Origin of the sequence: Streptomyces aureoversilis (assembly GCF_042657885.1) — a bacterium.
Taxonomy (GTDB): Bacteria; Actinomycetota; Actinomycetes; order Streptomycetales; family Streptomycetaceae; genus Streptomyces; species Streptomyces aureoversilis.
In genome coordinates, this window is record NZ_JBHSKJ010000015.1 from 158,346 (window position 1) to 176,622 (window position 18,277).

The following is an 18,277-nucleotide window of genomic DNA, read 5'->3' on the forward strand; positions in this document are numbered from 1 at the left end:
ACCGATACACGCGGGAACGGGCCGGCCGCCAAGGCGACCAGGGGACGGATGGGACCGCGCAGTGCGGGGCAACGACCGCTACGAGGCTGACGACCACCTCTCGCAATTCGAAGCCGAGATGGAGCGGCTGAAGAAGGAGCGGGAGAAGGCGGTCCAGCACGCCGACGACCTCGGCTACCAGGTCGAGGTGCTGCGCGCCAAGCTCCACGAGGCGCGCCGCAATCTCGCCCACCGCCCGGCGTACGACACCGCCGACATGGGTTACCAGGCGGAGCAGTTGCTCCGCAATGCCCAGATTCAGGCGGATCAGATGCGCACCGACGCCGAGCGCGAGCTGCGCGAGGCCCGGGCGCAGACGCAGCGTCTGCTGCAGGAGCAGGCCGAGCGCCAGGCCCGGATGGAGGCCGAGCTCCACGCGGAGGCCGTCGCGCGCCGCCAGCGTCTGGACGAGGAGCTCAACGAGCGCCGCCAGACCGTCGAGTCGCACGTCAACGAGAACGTGGCCTGGGCCGAGCAGCTGCGTGCGCGCACGGAGTCCCAGGCCCGGCGGCTGCTGGAGGAGTCCCGGGCGGAGGCCGAGCAGGCGCTGGCCACGGCCCGCGCGGAGGCCCAGCGCCTGGCCGAGCAGGCCCGCGCCCGCCTCAGCTCCGCGGCCGACGAGGCCCGCGCCGAGGCCGAGGCCCTGCTGCGCCGCGCCCGTACGGACGCCGAGCGGCTGCTGACCGCCGCGTCCGCGCAGGCCCAGGAGGCCACCGACCACGCCGAGCGGCTGCGCGCGTCCGCGAGCACGGAGAGCGACCAGGCCCGTACGGCCGCGGCCGAGCTCACCCGTACCGCCGAGGCCCGCCTGCAGGAGGCCGACGGGGCGCTGCGCGAAGCGCGCGCCGAGGCCGAGAAGCTGGTCGCCGAGGCGAAGGAGAGCGCCGAGCGCCGTCTGTCCGGCGCCGAGTCGGAGAACGAGCAGCGCACCCGCACCGCCCGGGCCGAGGTCGCCCGGCTGGTCAGCGAGGCCACCAAGGACGCCGAGGCGCTGAAGGCCGAGGCCGAGCAGCTGCGCGCGGACGCCGCCGCGGAGGCCGAGCGGCTCGTCGCCGAGGCCGCCGAGAAGGCCCGCAGCGCCGCCGCGGAGGACTCCGCGGCCCAGCTGTCCAAGGCCGCCCGTACGGCCGAGGAGGTCCTCTCCAAGGCTTCCGAGGACGCCCGCGCCACCACGAAGGCCGCGGCCGCCGAGGCGGAGCGGATCCGCAAGGAGGCCGAGGCCGAGGCCGAGCGGCTGCGCGCGCAGGCCGCGGACACCGCCGAGCAGCTCAAGGGCGCGGCGAAGGACGACACCAAGGAGTACCGCGCCAAGACCGTCGAGCTCCAGGAGGAGGCGCGGCGGCTGCGCGGCGAGGCCGAGCAGCTGCGGGCGGATGCCGTCGCCGAGGGCGAGCGGATCCGCGGCGAGGCCCGGCGCGAGGCGCTGCAGCAGATCGAGGAGGCGGCCGGCACCGCCGAGGAACTGCTGGCCAAGGCCAAGGCCGACGCGGAGGAGACGCGCGGCGGCGCGGCCGCCGAGAGCGAGCGGGTCCGGTCGGAGGCCGCCGAGCGGGCCGCCTCCCTGCGCAAGCAGGCCGAGGAGGCCCTGGAGCGGGCGCGCACCGAGGCCGAGGAGATGGCCGAGGAGGCCGAGGACCACGCCGAGCGCACCCGCAGCGAGGCCGAGGAGGCCGCGCGCAAGCTGCGCGAGGAGGCCGAGAAGGCCGCCGAGGCGCGCCGCGCCGAGGCCGAGGCGGAGCTGACCCGGCTGCACGCCGAGGCCGAGCAGCGCGTGGAGGCCGCCGAGGAGGCGCTGCGCGACGCCCGTACGGAGGCGGAGCGGCTGCGCCGCGAGGCCGCCGAGGAGACCGAGAGCCGGCGCACGGAGACCGCGGAGCGGGTGCGCGCGCTGCAGGCGCAGGCCGAGGCCGAGGCGGAGCGGCTGCGCGCCGAGGCCGCCGAGGAGGCCGCGGCCGCCCGCAGCGAGGGCGAGTCGGCGGGCGCGCGGCTGCGCGCCGAGGCCAACGCGGAGGCGGAGCGGCTGCGCAGCGAGGCGCAGGAGACCGCCGACCGGGTGCGGGCCGAGGCGAACGCCGCGGCCGAGCGCACGTCCGCCGAGGCCGCCGAGGCCCTCGCGGCCGCGCAGGAGGAGGCAGCCCGCCGCCGGCGCGAGGCCGAGGAGCTGCTCGGCGACGCCCGTACGGAGGCGCAGGCCGAGCGCGAGGCGGCGCGCGAGCAGAGCGAGGAGCTGCTGGCTTCGGCGCGCAAGCGGGTCACGGAGGCGCAGGAGGAGGCCCAGCGCCTGGTCGAGGAGGCCGAGGCGCGCGCCGCCGAGCTGGTGTCGGCCGCCGAGGCGACCGCCCAGCAGGTGCGCGACGCGGTCGCCGGGCTGCACGAGCAGGCCGAGGAGGAGATCGCCGGGCTGCGCTCGGCCGCCGAGCACAACGCGGAGCGCACGCTCACCGAGGCCCAGGAGGAGGCCGACCGGGTCCGGACCGACGCGTACGCCGAGCGCGAGCGCGCCGGTGAGGACGCGGCCCGGATCCGCGCCGAGGCGCAGGCCGCGGCGGAGGCCGCCGAGGCGCTCGCCGAGCGGAAGGTCGCCGAGGCGATCACGGAGGGTCAGCGCCTGGAGGCGGAGGCCGCCCGCACGCTGGAGGACGCCACCGACAGCGCCCACGCCAAGCTCGCCGAGGCCGGCGTGCAGGCCGACGAGCTGCTCTCCGAGGCCATGGCCGAGGCGGAGAAGCTGATCGCGGAGGCCGAGGAGACGGCCGAGAAGGCGCAGCAGGACGCCGCGGCCACGGCCGACGAGGCGCGCGCCGCGGCCGCGGCGCGCCGCTCCGAGGCCGCCGAGCAGGCCGACGCCCTGATGGCGGAGGCCACGTCGGAGGCCGAGCGGCTGGTCGCCGAGGCCGGCTCCGTCCTGGAGGAGGCCCGCGAGTCGGCGCAGGCGCAGCAGGCGGAGGCGGCCGAGGAGGCCGCCAGGCTGCGCGCCGAGGCCGAGCGGACGGTCACGCAGGCCCGCGAGGACGCCGAGAAGCACCGCAGCGAGGCCGCCGAGGCCGCCGAGGCGCTCCTCGCCAAGGCGAAGGCCGACGCGGAGCGCACGGTGGCGGAGGCGTCCGCCCGCTCCAAGCAGATGCGCACCGACGCGTCCGACGCCCTGGCGTCGGCCGAGCAGGACGCGGCGCGGGCACGCGCCGAGGCCCGCGAGGACGCGAACCGGATGCGTTCCGAGGGCCACGCCGAGGCCGAGCGGATCATCCGCGAGGCCGAGGAGCTCACCTCGGGGGCGCAGGCCGAGGCGGACCGCATCGTCGACGAGGCCCGCGAGGCCGCCGGCCGGCACCGTACGGAAGCGGCCGCCCAGGCCGACGAGCTGATCGCCGAGGCCACGACCGAGGCGGAGAAGCTGCGGGCCGAGGCCGCCGAGACGGTGGAGACCGCGCGCCGCGAGGCGGCCCGTACGGGCGAGGAGGCCCGGGAGGCAGCCGAGGCCGTCCGCACGGAGGCCGCGGGGCAGGCCGAGCGCACGCTCGCCGAGGCGGACGCCGAGTCCGAGCGGCTGCGCTCCGACGCCGCCCGGGTCCTCGACGAGGCCCGGGAGGCGGCGAACGCCCGCCGCACGGAGGCCGCCGAGCAGGCCGACACCCTCGTCGCCGAGGCGACGGCGGAAGCCGAGCGGATGGCCTTGGAGGCCTCCGAGGCGCTGGCCGCCGCGCAGGAGAACGCCAACAGCACGCGCGCGGACTCCGCACGCATCAAGGCCGACGCCGTCCAGGAGGCGGAGCGGCTGCGCGCGGAGGCGCGTGCCGAGGGCGAGCAGACCGTCGACGACGCCCGGGAGGCCGCCGCCAAGCGGCTGGCCGACGCGGGCGAGCAGGCGGACGCCCTGATCGCCAAGGCGCAGGAGGAGGCGCTGCGCACGGCCGCGGCCGCCGAGGAGCAGGCCGACACGATGGTGGGCGTGGCCCGCCGCGAGGCCGAGCGGATCGTCACGGAGGCCACCGGCGAGGGCAACGCCCTGGTGGAGCAGGCCCGTACGGACGCGGACACGCTGCTCGCCGAGGCCCGCGGGGACGCCACCGCGATAAGGGAGCGCGCCGACGAACTGCGCTCGCGCGTCGAGAGCGAGGTCGAGGAGCTGCACGGCCGGGCGCGCCGCGAGGCCGCCGAGGCGATGCAGTCGGCGGGCGAGCGCTGCGACAAGCTCGTCGCGGCCGCGACCGAGCAGCTCGAGGAGGCCGAGGAGAAGGCGAAGAAGCTGCTGTCCGACGCGAGCAGCGAGGCCAGCAAGGTGCGGATCGCCGCGGTGAAGAAGGTGGAGGGGCTGCTCAAGGAGGCCGAGCAGAAGAAGGCCGCCGCCGTACGGGAGTCGGAGCGCCTGCGCACCGAGGGTGCGGAGGAGGCCAAGCGCCTTGTCGAGGAGGGAAAGCGGGAGTTGGAGGTCCTGGTGCGCCGCCGCGAGGACATTCAGGCCGAGATTTCCCGTGTCCAGGACGTGTTGGAGGCGTTGGAATCTTTTGAGGCCCCGGGGGCCGGAAGCGCCAAGGATGGCGGGGTGAAGGCAGCGGCGGGTGCCGGTGCTACTCGTTCGGGTGGCAAGCAGTCACAGAAGTAGCCACTCAAACGGGGGGACATTCTCCAGATCTGCCAACCATTCACCTGATGACACGCCGCTCGCACCCCTAGGATTCCCTCTATCACCTCACCGGTCTCTTATGACAGGAACCCCATGAGTGACACTTCCTCCCCCTTCGGCTTCGAGCTTGTGCGGCGTGGATACGACCGCGGCCAGGTGGACGACCGCATTACCAAGCTCGTCGCCGACCGAGACAGCGCACTGGCACGCATCACCTCTCTGGAAAAGCGCATCGAGGAGCTGCACCTCGAGACGCAGAATGCTCAGGCCCAGGTCAATGACGCCGAGCCGTCCTATGCGGGTCTGGGGGCGAGGGTCGAGAAGATCCTTCGGCTGGCCGAGGAAGAGGCCAAGGATCTGCGTGAGGAGGCCCGGCGCGCCGCCGAGCAGCACCGCGAGCTTGCCGAGTCCGCCGCCCAGCAGGTGCGCAACGACGCCGAGTCGTTCGCCGCCGACCGCAAGGCGAAGGCGGAGGACGAGGGCGCGCGCATCGTCGAGAAGGCCAAGGGCGACTCCGCCCAGCTGCGGGCCGAGGCCCAGAAGGACGCCCAGTCCAAGCGCGAGGAGGCGGACGCCCTCTTCGAGGAGACCCGCGCCAAGGCGGCCCAGGCCGCCGCCGACTTCGAGACCAACCTGGCCAAGCGGCGCGAGCAGTCCGAGCGCGACCTGGCCTCCCGCCAGGCCAAGGCGGAGAAGCGGCTGGCGGAGATCGAGCACCGCGCGGAGCAGCTGCGCCTGGAGGCGGAGAAGCTGCGCACGGACGCCGAGCGCCGCGCCCGCCAGACGGTGGAGACCGCCCAGCGCCAGGCCGAGGACATCGTGGCCGACGCCAACGCCAAGGCGGACCGCATCCGCAGCGAGTCCGAGCGCGAGCTCGCCGCGCTCACCAACCGCCGCGACAGCATCAACGCCCAGCTGACCAACGTCCGCGAGATGCTGGCCACGCTGACCGGCGCCGCCGTCGCCGCGGCCGGCGTCCCCGGTGACGACGAGCCGATCTCCCGCGGCGTCCCGGCCCAGCAGAGCCGCTGACCCCAGGGCCGCTGACCTTCCGGGACACCCGTCCTGCCCTGTGCGCCGCCTGAGCGGGCGCACGGGGCAGCGGTCGTCCTCCCGGGCGCCCCGGGCCGCTCCCCCGGACGGCCCGCTACCGCTGGCGGGGTGTGCCGGCCCCCCTTACCGTGGCTGAATGATCGAGCTGCAGGGCCTGACCAAGCGCTACGGCGACAAGCTCGCCGTCGACGGCCTCACCTGCACCGTCAGCCCGGGGATCGTCACCGGCTTCCTGGGGCCCAACGGCGCGGGCAAGTCCACGACGATGCGGATGATGCTCGACCTGGACAGCCCCACCGCCGGCACCGTCCTCATCGACGGGCAGCACTACCGGCAGCTGCAGGACCCGCTGCGGACCGTCGGCGCCCTGCTGGACGCCAAGGCCATGCACGGCGGCCGCAGCGCCTACAACCACCTGCTGTGCCTGGCGCAGAGCAACGGCATCCCGCGCTCCCGCGTCCGTGAGGTTCTGGACACGGTCGGCCTGGCCTCGGTGGCCGGAAAGCGCTCCAAAGGCTTCTCGCTCGGCATGGGGCAGCGGCTGGGCATCGCCGCCGCGCTGCTGGGCGACCCGCAGATCCTGATGTTCGACGAGCCCGTCAACGGGCTGGACCCCGAGGGCATCCACTGGATCCGCAATCTGATGAAGAACCTCGCCTCCCAGGGGCGTACGGTCTTCGTCTCCTCGCACCTGATGAGCGAGATGGCGCTGACCGCCGAGCACCTGATCGTGATCGGCCAGGGCCGGCTGCTCGCCGACACCTCGATGGCGGACTTCATCGCCCGCAACTCGCGCTCGTACGTACGGCTGCGCTCCCCCGAGAGCGAGCGGCTGCTGGACGTGCTGGCCGGTGCCGGGATCACGGCCGTGACCACGCAGGACGGCCACCTGGAGGTCGACGGCACGGAGGCGGCCCGGCTGGGCGAGCTCGCCGCGCGGCACCGGATCGTCCTGCACGAGCTGAGCCCCCAGCAGGCGTCCCTGGAAGAGGCCTTCATGCAGCTGACCGCCGAGTCGGTGGAGTACCACGCGCACAGCGCCCCGACCGCCGATGCGGGCGCGGGCGCTCCGCCGGGCGGCGGCGCGGTGCCGCCCGGCGGCGGGTGGGGAGCCGACTGGCGGAAGAAGGGATCCTGACGATGGCGGTGGTGGGGCAGGTCCTGCAATCGGAATGGACGAAGATCAAATCCGTCCGCTCCACGGTGTGGACGCTCGGTCTGGCGCTGGTGGTCACCGTTGCGCTCGGCGCGCTGATCAGCGCCTTCTCCAGCAGTAACTTCGAGCGTATGCCGGTGCAGGAGCGGGTGAATTTCGACCCGACCTTTACGAGTTTCGCGGGAATGGGACTCGGCCAGCTCGCCATGATCGTTTTCGGGGTGCTGGTGGTGTCCAATGAATACAGCACCGGAATGATCCGCACTTCACTGGCGGCGGTTCCGCAGCGGGGCACGTTCCTCTTCAGCAAGATCGCCGTGGCCACGCTGATCGCGTTCGTCATCGCGATGCTGACCAGCTTTGTCTCCTTCTTCGTCGGCCAGTCGATGCTCGGCAGTCACCGGACGTCGATCGGCGATGCGGGAGTCCTGCGGGCGGTGATCGGCGGCGGCCTCTATATGACGCTGATCGCGGTGTTCTCGATGGGGATCGCGGCGATGCTGCGCAGCCCCATGCTCTCGCTCGGCATTCTGATGCCGTTCTTCTTCATCATCTCCAGCATTCTGGGCGCGGTGGAGGCGACGAAGAAGGTCGGGCAGTACCTGCCCGACCAGGCCGGCCACAAGGTCATGCAGGTGGTGTCGCTCGACGACGCCCCGTACGGGCCGTGGGGCGGCTTCACGATCATGGTGCTGTGGGTGGTGGCGGCGCTGGCCGGCGGGTACGTCGTGCTGAAGCGGCGGGACGCGTAGCGCCTTGCCGGCGAGCGAGGAGCCGTCGTGACCGACCGGACCTTGCGGGCCCTCGGGCTCGACGGTGCCCCCGCCGAGCTGCCGCTGACGTATCCCGGGCGCCCGGTCGGGGAGCCGGCCCTGCTGACGGGCGGCGAGCTGCTGCCGCTGCGGCCGGAGCCGGGGCCGCCGGGCGAGTGGCGGGTGGTGACGGGGATGGGAGGCACGGAGCCGGGCCTCGACGCCTTCCTCGACCGGATGAGCGCGGCACGCGTCCGGTCGCGGCACCCCGTGCTCGCCGTGGGGTCCAACGCCTCCCCCGCCCAGCTGCACCACAAGCTCACCCGGCGCGGCCCGGGGGCCACGGTGCCGATGGCGCCCGTGGAGGTGCACGGCATCGGGGTCGGGTGCTCCGCGCACATCGGGCGGCACGGCTACGTGGCCGCGGCGCCCTACGCCGACCCGGCCGCCCGGCGCACGCTCGTGGCCGGCTGGCTGGACGACGCGCAGCTGGCCGTCGTCGACGAGACCGAATTCAACTACCGGCGGGTGTGGGTGCCGGGCGCGGACTTCCCGATGGCGCTGCCCTCGGGGGACCGGCTCGGCGGCGCACACCTCTACGTGAGCCGGCACGGCGTCCTGGCCGACCCGGGCGGCGGCGGGCCCCGCGCGGGCGGCGGCGACCAGTGCGGCCTGCTGAGCGCCCTGCTGGCCGCCTCGCAGGCCCTGCGCGAGCTGCTCGGGCCGGGCCCGGAGGACTGGGTCACCCGGGCGCGGGCGGACGAGGCGGTGCGGGCCGAGGGGCGGGCGGTCTTCCGCAGGGAGGGCTGGGTGCTCCCCGAAGGCCTGCCGCTGGGCGGGGGCCGGGGCCCGGACCAAGCCGGCGGCCGTCCCTGCGATCAGCACGGCGACCGCCCCCATCAGGCACTCCCCACCCCGCGCAGCTGATCGCGGGTAACGGGAACCGTCAGCTCCTCGTTATGCTCCTAACCCTTACGGGGCCTTACGCCCAAAAGAGCTCGCGAGGGGCGGAGAATGATCGAGGCAGTCGGTCTGACAAAGCGCTACGGCGCCAAGACGGCCGTACACAATCTGTCGTTCCAGGTGCGGCCCGGGGCCGTCACCGGCTTCCTGGGTCCCAACGGATCAGGCAAGTCCACGACCATGCGCATGATCCTGGGACTGGACCAGCCCACGTCCGGGCGCGTCACCATCGGCGGCCACCCCTTCCGCAGCCTGCCCAACGCACCGCGCCAGGTCGGCGCGCTGCTCGACGCGAAGGCCGTGCACGGCGGGCGCAGCGCCTACCACCACCTGCTCTCCCTCGCGCAGCTCGGCGGCATCCCGGCCCGCCGGGTGGACGAGGTGCTCGGCGTGGTCGGCCTGCAGGACGTCGCCAAGCGGCGCTCCAAGGGCTTCTCGCTCGGCATGGGCCAGCGCCTCGGCATCGCCGCCGCGCTGCTCGGCGACCCGCAGGTGCTGCTCTTCGACGAGCCGGTCAACGGCCTCGACCCCGAGGGCATCCTCTGGGTCCGCAACCTGATGAAGCAGCTCGCCGCCGAGGGCCGGACGGTCTTCGTCTCCTCGCACCTGATGAGCGAGATGGCGCTGACCGCCGACCACCTGATCGTCATCGGGCGCGGCCAGCTCATGGCCGACATGAGCGTCAAGGACTTCATATCCGCGAACTCCGCGGACTTCGCGCGCGTGCGCACGCCGGAGACGGAGCCGGCGAGCCGCGAGAAGCTCACGGCCGCCCTCGTCGAGGCCGGCGGCCAGGTGCTGTCCGAGCCGGACGGCGGCCTGCGCGTCACCGGTCTGCCGCTGCCGCGGATCAGCGACGTCGCCCACGAGGCGGACGTCCGCCTCTGGGAGCTCTCGCCGCACCAGGCCTCGCTGGAGGAGGCGTACATGCGGATGACGCAGGGCGCGGTCGACTACCGCTCGACGGCCGACCAGCTCGCCGCCCTCGCCCCGCCGCCCCCGGGCCCCGGCTACGGCCACCCCGGCGCCCCCGCCCCGCACCAGGGCTGGGCCCCGCCGGAGGGCAACCCCTACCCCGTGCTCCCGGGCGAGCAGCCCAACCCGTACGCGCAGGCCCCGGCCGGCGCCCCGCAGCCGCCGCAGGCCGCCCACCCGGCGGTCCCGCAGGCCCCCGCGGGCCCGCCGCCCGCCGCGCCGGCCGCCGCCCCCGCCCCCGCCCCCGCCGACCTCACCAAGCGCGACAGCGAGGACGCCCGATGACCACCCCCCAGCCCCAGGCGGCCCACCCGGCGACTCCGCAGGCCGCCCCGCAGGCCCCGCCGCACGCCGCGCCCGGCTACTGGCCCGGCGCAGCGCCCGCGGGCGGCGTCCCCGGCTACGTCTCGCCGATCCCGGTCCGCAAGGCGACCCTCATGGACGCCGTCGCGGCCGAGTGGACCAAGATCCGCTCCGTGCGTTCCACGATCTGGACGCTGAGCATCATGGTGGGGATCATCGTCGGCATCGGGCTGCTGATCGCGGCCGCCGTCAACGCCGCCGACAGCTCCATGGGCGGCACGAACGCCCTGGCCGCCGGCTTCTTCAGCGTGATGCTGGGCATGATCTGCGTGCTCACGCTCGGCGTGCTGACGATCTCCTCCGAGTACGGCACGGGCATGATCCGCACGACGCTGACGGCCTGCCCCGACCGCGCCCGGGTGCTCACGGCGAAGGCGGTCGTCTTCTTCGCCCTGACGTTCGTGATCACCCTCGCCTCCACGGCGCTGGTCGGGATCATCGACGTCGCACTGCTGGAGGACCAGGCCGAGTTCGCCTCCACCGGCAGCGAATGGCTCCGGGCGACGATCGGCACCAGCCTCTTCATCGGCCTGCTCGGGCTGATCTCGCTCGCCATGGGCACGCTGCTGCGGCACTCCGCGGGTGCGATCACGGTGATGCTGGGCGTGGTGCTGCTGCCGCTGGTCGTGGCGATGTTCATGTTCACGGAGAGCCTGTCGGACCTGCGCAAGGCGCTGTTCGAGTACTCGATCCCCATGCAGCTGTCGGTCTTCTACGGCGCCTCCGGCGAGGAGTCCGCCACCAGCCTCAGCGGCTGGGACCCGGTGTGGATCATGGCGATCGCCGCGGCCGTCGCGCTCGGCGGCGCCTACGCCTCGCTGCTCAAGCGCGACGCGTGACCGCAGAGCGCTGACAAACCCTCAGTAACGAGGGGCATTACGGGACCGCTGGAGCCGCGCGCTCCGGCGGTCCCTCGCGTTCCAGCAGGACTTGTGCCAGTGGCGCCGGTCGTCGACGCCGGCCCCGTACTGCGGCCAGGCCACCAAGTGCGGCACTCCCGGCGGGATCTCCTGGTCGCACCCGGGGCAGCGGTAGTGCTTCGCGGCCGCGCCGCCGCCGATCGTGCGCACCGCCCACTCCTCGCCCTGCCAGTCCTCGGTGCGCTCCAGGCCGTAGCGGTCGCCGCCCTCGCCGCGGGGGGCGTCGGGCTGCTTGTCTGCGCCGCCTCGCGGGCGGTTTCGGCGCGGAGACACGGGGCACCTCGGTTGGTCTGGGGAGCTACGGGCCGTGACCAGATTACGCGCCAGAGTCACCGTGGCGGGCAGGCGTCCCCCCGGGCACCGCCGCGACACTCCCCCGATCATCATGAAAACTTAACGCGGAGCCGTGCCCATGGCACGTGTCAGCCGTTATTTCCGGTGGGGGGATGCCGCGTCGGTCGCTAGGAGGAGCAAGAGCGATGCGCGTTGGAGCATTCGTCCTGGCCGCCCAATTCCCCGGACAGGGGCATGCGGAGGCCCTGCACCGGGCCGTGCGGACGGCAGTGGTCGCCGAGGAGGCGGGGCTGGACGCGGTCTGGTTCGCCGAGCACCACTTCATGCCGTACGGGGTCTGCCCCTCGGCGGTGACGCTCGCGGCACTGGCCCTGGGACGCACCCGCCGGATCCGGGTGGGCACGGCCGTCAGCGTGCTGCCCACCACCCACCCCGTGGCCCTCGGCGAGCAGGCCGCCATGCTGCACCTCGCCTCCGAGGGCCGCTTCACCCTCGGGGTGGGCCGCGGCGGCCCCTGGGTGGACCTGGAGGTCTTCAACTCCGGTCTGGCGGCGTACGAGGAGGGGTACCCCGAGTCCCTGGCGCTGCTGATGCGGTGGCTGCGCGAGCCCCGGGTGGGCGCCTCGGGCCCCCGCTTCCGCTTCCGCGAAGTGCCGGTCGTGCCGCGCCCGGACGACCTGGAGGATCGTTCCGGCCCGCCCGTCCTGATGGCGTGCACCTCGCCGTCGAGCGTCCGTCTCGCGGCCGGGCACGGCCTGCCCATGCTGCTGGGGATGCACAGCGGGGACGAGGAGAAGGCGGAGATGGTGGCCCTGTGGCGCAAGTGCTCGCTGGAGGCGGGGCGTTCGCCCGGGGAGGTCGCCGCGGCCGCCCACGTCTCCGCCGGGGTCGTCCAGGTCGGGGACCGCCGGCAGGAGGCCGCGGAGACCCTGACGAAGGCCATGCCGGGCTGGCTGCACCAGGGCCTCTCGGCGTACGTGACGGTCGACGGCCGGGCGCGCACGATGCGCGATCCGCTCGAGTACACCAAGCTGCTGTGCGAGCTCCATCCCGTCGGCCCGCCGCAGCTGTGCGCCGACCGCCTGGCGGCCACCGCGGAGCGCACGGGCATCACCCGCTTCGCCCTGCTGACCGAGGGCTCCGGCGACCTCGCCGCCACCGAGGACAACCTCCGCCGGCTCGGCACCGAGGTGCTGCCGCTCCTCTCCTGACCGTCCCCTGCGCCCCCCGCGGCACCTCCGCCGCGGCTGCGCCCCGCTCGCCCGCCGCGGGCCGCTCCCGGGGCCGCTGCCGCTCCCGCACTGATCGACACCTCCCGCGTGCGGAGCGGCAGCGCCAGCGCCTCAGCAGTCCCGCAGCTCCGGCGACTGGTTCAGCAGCTGGCCCCGGATCGACGTGAAACGGGCCAGGCGCTCGTCCGCCTGCGGGGCAAGCGGGAACACCGCCACCCGATGGCAGTTCTGGAACGCCAGGCGCACTCCGAAGTGCCGCTCCAGGGCACCTCGGATGGCATCACTCGCCAGGGCGCGCAGCAGCTGGCCACGGGCCTGCTCGTCCGGCGGAGGCGTCTGGTTGTCGGCGAACTCGCCACCGTCGATCCTGAGCCGGGCCACCAGGGAGCCGATCATCTCCCACGCGTACGGCAGGGAGGTCCGGACGCAGTCGACGAATTCCGCTTCATCGACCTCGCCTCGCTCGGCCTGTTCGAGGAGGGCCGGTGAGACGTCGAGCGACATGGGGTTCTCCTCTCGCGACCCCGCGAGCGGGGTCTCAGGGGTGGGCGAGCGGACGACGACGCCCCGTGCCCGTACGACGACCGCCCGCTTCAACGGTAATTCGGCCACTGCGGGCGCACCAGGAGAACGCACCGACAACCAGCCACAGCCAAAGGGCCCATCGGGGGCGAATCGCGTCGGGGGGCAGGAGTCGAGTAGCGTTGCGCACCATGCGTCTCGTCATCGCCCGTTGCTCCGTGGACTACGCGGGCCGGCTCACCGCCCACCTCCCCTCCGCCCCGCGGCTGATCCTCGTCAAGGCGGACGGCAGCGTCTCGATCCATGCGGACGACCGCGCCTACAAACCGCTCAACTGGATGTCCCCGCCGTGCACCCTCAAGGAGGGCGACGGGGACGTATGGACCGTGGTCAACAAGGCGGGCGAGAAGCTGATCATCACGATGGAGGAAGTGCTGCACGACTCCTCCCACGAGCTCGGCGTGGACCCCGGCCTCATCAAGGACGGCGTGGAAGCACACCTTCAGGAGCTCCTCGCGGACCGCATCGAGACGCTCGGCGAGGGCTACTCCCTGATCCGCCGCGAGTACCCCACGGCGATCGGCCCGGTGGACATCCTGTGCCGCGACGCCGACGGCGCGACGGTGGCCGTGGAGATCAAGCGGCGTGGCGAGATCGATGGTGTGGAGCAGCTCACACGCTATCTGGAGCTCCTCAACCGCGACCCGCACCTGGCGCCCGTGCGCGGCGTCTTCGCGGCCCAGGAGATCAAGCCGCAGGCCCGCGTGCTCGCCACGGACCGCGGCATCGGCTGCGTCGTCCTGGACTACGACGCGATGCGCGGCATCGAGGACGACAAGCTGCGGCTCTTCTGACGCGCACCGCGCGGGAGCATCACCACGCCGGACGGGCCGACCAGGCCCGTCCGGCGTTCGCGTTCACGCCCCGGCGGACGAGGGGCTGCCGCTGCCGTCGGCCGGCTTGCTGCCCGACGGGCCGCTCGCGGCCGACTGGCTGCTGCCGCCGGCGGGGCCGCTCGCCGAGCTCGACCCGCCGCCGGCCGGCGAGGAGGGCTGGGAGGGCGAGGACGGCTGGGAGGAGGAGGGCTTCGACGACGGCTCGGTGCCGCCGCTGCTGCTCCTGCTCGGCGCGGGCGACTGCGAGGGCTGACCGCCACCGCCCTGCGAGCGCGACGGGCTCGGCGACGACCCGCCCGAGGAGGGCCGGCCCGACGGCTCGCCGCTGCCGCTGGGGGCGCCGCTCGGCGACGTGCTGCCGGAGGCGCCCGGCGAGGCCGAGCCGGAGCCGCCCGCGCCGGGCGAGTGGTTCGGCTTCCCCGGCTTGCCCGGCACCTGGGCGTGCCCGGCCTCGCCCGGGCCCGGCTGGTCGGCGGTGAGGCTGTTGTCGCCGTCCTGCTGGGACGCGGACTGGCCCGGCTTCACCCGTTCGGGCGACTTTCCGTCCTGACCGCCGGAGGTCACCCCCAGGGTGACGACCGTGCCGAGGACGGCGGCGAGCAGGGCACCCGCACCGGCCGCGACGAGGTTGCGCCGGGCGCCGCCCATCATCATCTTCCGGGCCCACGGCTGCCGCGCGGAGCCCCGCTGCCGCTGGGCGCGCTCGGCCGCGAGGCGGGCGATGACCGTCGTGGCGACCTGGTCCGGGTCGCCGCCGGGGGCCGCCGGGGCGGCGGAGGAGGGCACGGAGGGCGGCACGGCGGACTGCTCGCTGCGGGCGGCCGGGATCTCCTCGCCCGCGGGCGTACGGCCGGCGGGCCCTCCTGCGGGCCGGGACGCGGGCGGCTGCGGCACGGGCGACACCGCGGCGGCACCGGCGGCACCGGCGGCGCCGGGCGCGGCCGCGGGCGGGCTGCCCGCGGGGCCGCCCGCCGCGAACCCGGAGCGGTCGGCGACCAGCGCGAGCGCCCGGCGGCCCGCTATGGCGCCGCGCTTGTCCGCCATCACGCCGCGCATGCCGACGGACGCCTCCAGCTCGGCGCGGGCCCGCTGCAGATTGCCGGTGCACAGCGCCAGCACACCCAACTCGTGGTGGAAGTAGGCCTCTTCGCCAACCTCTCCGGCGCGCCGGGCGGCCTCCTGCCCGTAGCGCAGGACGCGCTCCCAGGCGCTCCAGTGCAGGGCCGCGGCGAAGGCGGGCGCAGCGGTGCGGGCGAGCTGGACGGCCGCGGCGCGGTGCCCGGGGTCGCCGTCGGCCGCGAGGGCCGCGAGCGCGGCGAGGATCGCGTCGGCCTCGGCGGCGGCCCGCTCGGGCGCGACGGAGGGGTGGCCGGCCCACCAGGCGTAGTGCTGGGCGGCGGAGTGGACGCGCTCGGCCGCGCCCGCGCCGTAGCCCTCGGCGGTGAGCTGGCCGGCGACGCCCGCGGCGAGCCGGTAGTGCCCGGCGACGGCGGTGATCAGACCGACGGCGAGCAGCTCGCCGACGGCCGCGTCGGCGTGGGTGTCGCCGACGAGCGCGGGCAGGTGGGCCTGGTGCGGGACCTCGCCGCCGAGGGCGACGGCGAAGCGCAGGGTCTCGCGGGAGGCCTCGTCGAGGCGGGAGGCGAGCGGCACGGCCGGGCGGGAGGCCTCGGCGAGCGGGGGCAGCGGCACGCCCTGGGCGGCACCGGCGCCGGCCTCGGCCTCGGCCCCGGCGGCAGCCACGTAGGGCCGCTCGGCGAAGACGCCGAACTCGTCGGCGGCGACGGGGTCGGCACCGGCGGCGTCCCTCGCCCGGCCGTCCGCGCCGGCGGCCGCCGGGTCCGCCCCCAGCCGCAGCAGCGCGCCGGCCTGGACGAAGCGCAGCGGCAGGCCCTCGGACTCGAACCACAGGTCCGCCGCCCAGTCGGCCTCCTCGTCCGTCAGCGGCCGGTCGACGCAGAGCTCCAGGAGCTCCAGGCAGGCGGTGCGGTCGAGGCCGCCGAGGAAGACCTCTTCGACGTGCGAGTCGGGAGAGGGCGCGGCGACGTCGGGGGTGGCCGCGAAGAGGAAGGCGCACTCGGGGGTGGCGTCGAGGAGCTCGTCCAGCGCGGCGCCGCCGAATTCGAGGTCGTCGAGGACGACGACGGCGCCGATCTCGCGGACGAGGGAGAGCAGCCCGGCCCGGTCGGGGCGGTGCAGCGGGGCGTGGTGGACGGCGGCGAAGAGGTCGTACAGGACGTCGGTGACGGTGCGGTGGTGGCCGGTGAGGCGGACGACGCCGTCGGGGGCGAGGCGGGCGCAGTCGTCGGCGACGGCGTCCAGCAGGGCGCTGCGGCCGGAGCCCGAGGGGCCGGTCAGCCGGACGGAGCGGCCGCGCGAGAGCAGCCGGGAGAGGCGCTCGCGCTCCTCCTGGCGGTGCAGCAGGGGCAGCTCGGGGCCGGCCTGGCGGGCGGGCGGCGGGGGCGCGGCGGCGCGGAGCAGCTCGGCGCGCTCCTCGGGGGTGTGTCTGCCGGGGCGCGGGGGCACCTCGGCGGGCAGGCAGGGCTCGATCTCGCTGCCGTCGACGGGGTTGACGGTGAGGGCGTAGTCGCCGGCGACGAGCCGGACGACGCGGGCGAGCCCGGGGGCCTGCTCCCCGGCCTCGGCGCCCGGGAGGTCGCGCGGGCCGCCGCCCTCCGCGGACTCGTGTGCGCCCTCGCCGAATTCCTCGGGTCGGTTCGTCGGGTCCATGGTGAAAGCCCCCCAAATGCGTGGCGTGCCGTCCTGCCCTTCCGGCCTGCCGCACTCCTCAACCCTCGGCCGGGCATACCGGCCGGCGCTTCATCGGTGCCCGCCGTGGGCTCTGTTATGCGGCCTTTCGCGGCGGGAAAACCGAACCTCAGACCTGGGCACAGTATCCATGAAGCGACGGGGGCCCCGCTGCCCGGGGCATGTCACAGTCTCATGAGAATCGGAAAGAAGGGGACGCATCCGGACGCGGGTGCCCCTATGGCAACTCCGTTCACACGCGGGGGAGGGACTCACCCGCCGCGACGCCGATTCCGCCCTCGATGGCGAGGATGCGGTGCAGCCGGGTGGCGACGAGCAGCCGCTGCATCCGGTCGGGCACGCCGCGCAGGACGAGGCGGCGGCCGGAGCGGCCGGCGCGGCGGTGGGCGCCCATGATGACGCCGAGGCCGGTGGCGTCCCAGGAGTCCAGCTCGGTGAGGTCGAGGACGAGGTCGCCGCGGCCGGAGTCGAGGGCGGAGTGCAGGACCGTACGGGCGTCCGCCGCGCTGCGGACGTCGAGGCGGCCCCCGACGACCAGTTCGGCGTGGTCGCCCCTGATGTGCATATGCGCTCCCGGAGTGATGCCCGATGGTGCGTGATGACGGTGTGACTCTGCGGCCCCGTGCGGTTCTCAAGGCTCTGTGGTTACAAAGAACTGACTGCCTCTCACACGACAAGGTTGCCGCCTGTTGGCGAACCGATACCTAATTCACCCTGGAGGGTGAATTAGGTATCGGTTACCCGGTCGGAGCCGATTCAGTGCTGATAAAAGCCCTGGCCGCTCTTTCGGCCCAGGTCGCCCGCGTCGACCATGCGGCGCATGATCTCCGGCGGCGCGAACTTCTCGTCCTGGCACTCGGTGTAGATGTTCCCCGTGGCGTGCATCAGGATGTCGATGCCGGTCAGGTCGGCCGTGGCCAGCGGGCCCATCGCGTGGCCGAAGCCCAGCTTGCAGGCGATGTCGATGTCCTCGGCGGTGGCCACGCCGGACTCGTACAGCTTGGCGGCCTCGACGACGAGGGCCGAGATCAGCCGGGTGGTGACGAAGCCGGCGACGTCGCGGTTGACGACGATGCAGGTCTTGCCGACGCCCTCGGCGAACTCACGGGCCTTGGCCAGCGTCTCGTCGCTGGTCTTGTAGCCGCGGACCAGCTCGCACAGCTGCATCATCGGCACAGGCGAGAAGAAGTGGGCACCGACGACGCGCTCGGGGCGCTGCGTGGCCGCGGCGATCTTGGTGATCGGGATGGCGGAGGTGTTGGAGGCGAGGACGGTCTCGTCCTTCACCAGGCCGTCCAGGGTGCGGAAGATGTCCCGCTTGGTGTCGATGTCCTCGAAGACGGCTTCGACGACGATGTCCGCGTCGGCGGCGGCGTCCAGGTCCGTCGTGGTGGTGATGCGGGCGAGGGCCTCCTCGGCCGCGGCGGCCTCCAGCTTGCCCTTGGAGACGAACTTGTCGTACGAGGCCTTGATGCCGTCCGTGCCGCGCTGCAGCGCCGCGTCGGTGACGTCCCGCAGCACGACGTCCCACCCGGCCTGGGCGGAGACCTGCGCGATCCCGGACCCCATCAGTCCGGCCCCGATGACGGCGAGCTTCTTGGCCACGGCTGTCCCCTTACTCCCTGTGCACATAGCTTTTCTCAACGCACTCTCCGCCGGACCTTAGCGCCCGTCGCGGCGCGGTTGGGCGGTAAGAGATGCGCGTCACGTCCCACATGA

General features: G+C 74.4%; 14 protein-coding genes. 9 read left to right on the top strand and 5 right to left on the bottom strand.

The features are described 5' to 3' along the window. The first annotated feature begins 61 nt into the window (after window positions 1–61). From scy to ACFPP6_RS25250, 7 genes are all read left to right on the top strand, one after another. Window positions 62–4,642, top strand: a complete 4,581-nt coding sequence (scy, locus tag ACFPP6_RS25220) for a polarized growth protein Scy (RefSeq protein ID WP_382046546.1) — start codon at window positions 62–64, stop codon at window positions 4,640–4,642. A 114-nt stretch (window positions 4,643–4,756) separates the two neighbouring features. Beyond that, the gene (locus tag ACFPP6_RS25225; protein ID WP_058046316.1) at window positions 4,757–5,695 is read left to right on the top strand and encodes a coiled-coil domain-containing protein; all 939 of its coding nucleotides are present in this window, start codon (window positions 4,757–4,759) and stop codon (window positions 5,693–5,695) included. Between the two features lie 157 nt (window positions 5,696–5,852). Further along, a complete protein-coding gene (locus ACFPP6_RS25230; RefSeq protein ID WP_382046550.1) occupies window positions 5,853–6,854 on the top strand; it encodes an ATP-binding cassette domain-containing protein in 1,002 nt (333 codons plus the stop codon). A 2-nt stretch (window positions 6,855–6,856) separates the two neighbouring features. Then, window positions 6,857–7,624: an ABC transporter permease gene (locus ACFPP6_RS25235; protein WP_382046553.1), complete on the top strand. Its 768-nt coding sequence runs from the start codon at window positions 6,857–6,859 to the stop codon at window positions 7,622–7,624. A gap of 27 nt (window positions 7,625–7,651) precedes the next feature. Beyond that, window positions 7,652–8,551, top strand: a complete 900-nt coding sequence (locus tag ACFPP6_RS25240) for a hypothetical protein (protein ID WP_382046556.1) — start codon at window positions 7,652–7,654, stop codon at window positions 8,549–8,551. Window positions 8,552–8,638: 87 nt separating this feature from the next. Beyond that, window positions 8,639–9,847 (top strand): ABC transporter ATP-binding protein, encoded by a 1,209-nt coding sequence (locus ACFPP6_RS25245; protein ID WP_382046559.1) that lies wholly within the window; start codon window positions 8,639–8,641, stop codon window positions 9,845–9,847. Then, window positions 9,844–10,764 carry an ABC transporter permease gene (locus ACFPP6_RS25250; RefSeq protein WP_382046562.1) on the top strand — a complete coding sequence of 307 codons (921 nt, stop codon included), beginning with the start codon at window positions 9,844–9,846 and terminating at the stop codon, window positions 10,762–10,764. Before ACFPP6_RS25245 ends, ACFPP6_RS25250 begins: the two co-directional genes overlap by 4 nt. Window positions 10,765–10,785: 21 nt before the next feature. Here ACFPP6_RS25250 and ACFPP6_RS25255 read toward each other — a convergent pair whose 3' ends face one another. Then, entirely contained in the window at window positions 10,786–11,118 is a 333-nt protein-coding gene (locus ACFPP6_RS25255; protein ID WP_382046565.1) for an ATP/GTP-binding protein, read from the bottom strand. A gap of 206 nt (window positions 11,119–11,324) precedes the next feature. Here ACFPP6_RS25255 and ACFPP6_RS25260 point away from each other — a divergent pair, with 206 nt between their 5' ends. Next, the gene (locus ACFPP6_RS25260) at window positions 11,325–12,350 is read left to right on the top strand and encodes an LLM class flavin-dependent oxidoreductase (RefSeq protein ID WP_382046568.1); all 1,026 of its coding nucleotides are present in this window, start codon (window positions 11,325–11,327) and stop codon (window positions 12,348–12,350) included. A 132-nt stretch (window positions 12,351–12,482) separates the two neighbouring features. On the opposite strand, the gene ACFPP6_RS25265 is transcribed toward ACFPP6_RS25260, so the two are convergent. Continuing rightward, the gene (locus ACFPP6_RS25265) at window positions 12,483–12,875 is read right to left on the bottom strand and encodes an SCO5389 family protein (protein ID WP_256789670.1); all 393 of its coding nucleotides are present in this window, start codon (window positions 12,873–12,875) and stop codon (window positions 12,483–12,485) included. Between the two features lie 209 nt (window positions 12,876–13,084). On the opposite strand from ACFPP6_RS25265, the gene nucS reads away from it, so the two are divergent. After that, window positions 13,085–13,747, top strand: a complete 663-nt coding sequence (gene nucS / locus ACFPP6_RS25270) for an endonuclease NucS (protein ID WP_256789671.1) — start codon at window positions 13,085–13,087, stop codon at window positions 13,745–13,747. Window positions 13,748–13,810: 63 nt separating this feature from the next. On the opposite strand, the gene ACFPP6_RS25275 is transcribed toward nucS, so the two are convergent. The 3 genes from ACFPP6_RS25275 to ACFPP6_RS25285 form a co-directional block, all read right to left on the bottom strand. Further along, window positions 13,811–16,519: an ATP-binding protein gene (locus ACFPP6_RS25275; protein ID WP_382046571.1), complete on the bottom strand. Its 2,709-nt coding sequence runs from the start codon at window positions 16,517–16,519 to the stop codon at window positions 13,811–13,813. 271 nt (window positions 16,520–16,790) lie between these two features. After that, window positions 16,791–17,123: an STAS domain-containing protein gene (locus ACFPP6_RS25280; protein WP_382046576.1), complete on the bottom strand. Its 333-nt coding sequence runs from the start codon at window positions 17,121–17,123 to the stop codon at window positions 16,791–16,793. A gap of 191 nt (window positions 17,124–17,314) precedes the next feature. Next, window positions 17,315–18,163: a 3-hydroxyacyl-CoA dehydrogenase family protein gene (locus ACFPP6_RS25285; RefSeq protein WP_382046579.1), complete on the bottom strand. Its 849-nt coding sequence runs from the start codon at window positions 18,161–18,163 to the stop codon at window positions 17,315–17,317. Window positions 18,164–18,277 lie beyond the last annotated feature (114 nt).

Bases quoted from the DNA above. Each gene is read 5' to 3' on its own strand.
- ACFPP6_RS25225 (WP_058046316.1), top strand. From the start codon at position 4,757: ATGAGTGACACTTCCTCCCCCTTCGGCTTCGAGCTTGTGCGGCGTGGA.
- ACFPP6_RS25230 (WP_382046550.1), top strand. From the start codon at position 5,853: ATGATCGAGCTGCAGGGCCTGACCAAGCGCTACGGCGACAAGCTCGCC.
- ACFPP6_RS25235 (WP_382046553.1), top strand. From the start codon at position 6,857: ATGGCGGTGGTGGGGCAGGTCCTGCAATCGGAATGGACGAAGATCAAA.
- ACFPP6_RS25245 (WP_382046559.1), top strand. From the start codon at position 8,639: ATGATCGAGGCAGTCGGTCTGACAAAGCGCTACGGCGCCAAGACGGCC.
- ACFPP6_RS25250 (WP_382046562.1), top strand. From the start codon at position 9,844: ATGACCACCCCCCAGCCCCAGGCGGCCCACCCGGCGACTCCGCAGGCC.
- ACFPP6_RS25260 (WP_382046568.1), top strand. From the start codon at position 11,325: ATGCGCGTTGGAGCATTCGTCCTGGCCGCCCAATTCCCCGGACAGGGG.
- ACFPP6_RS25265 (WP_256789670.1), bottom strand. From the start codon at position 12,875: ATGTCGCTCGACGTCTCACCGGCCCTCCTCGAACAGGCCGAGCGAGGC.
- nucS (WP_256789671.1), top strand. From the start codon at position 13,085: ATGCGTCTCGTCATCGCCCGTTGCTCCGTGGACTACGCGGGCCGGCTC.
- ACFPP6_RS25275 (WP_382046571.1), bottom strand. From the start codon at position 16,519: ATGGACCCGACGAACCGACCCGAGGAATTCGGCGAGGGCGCACACGAG.
- ACFPP6_RS25280 (WP_382046576.1), bottom strand. From the start codon at position 17,123: ATGCACATCAGGGGCGACCACGCCGAACTGGTCGTCGGGGGCCGCCTC.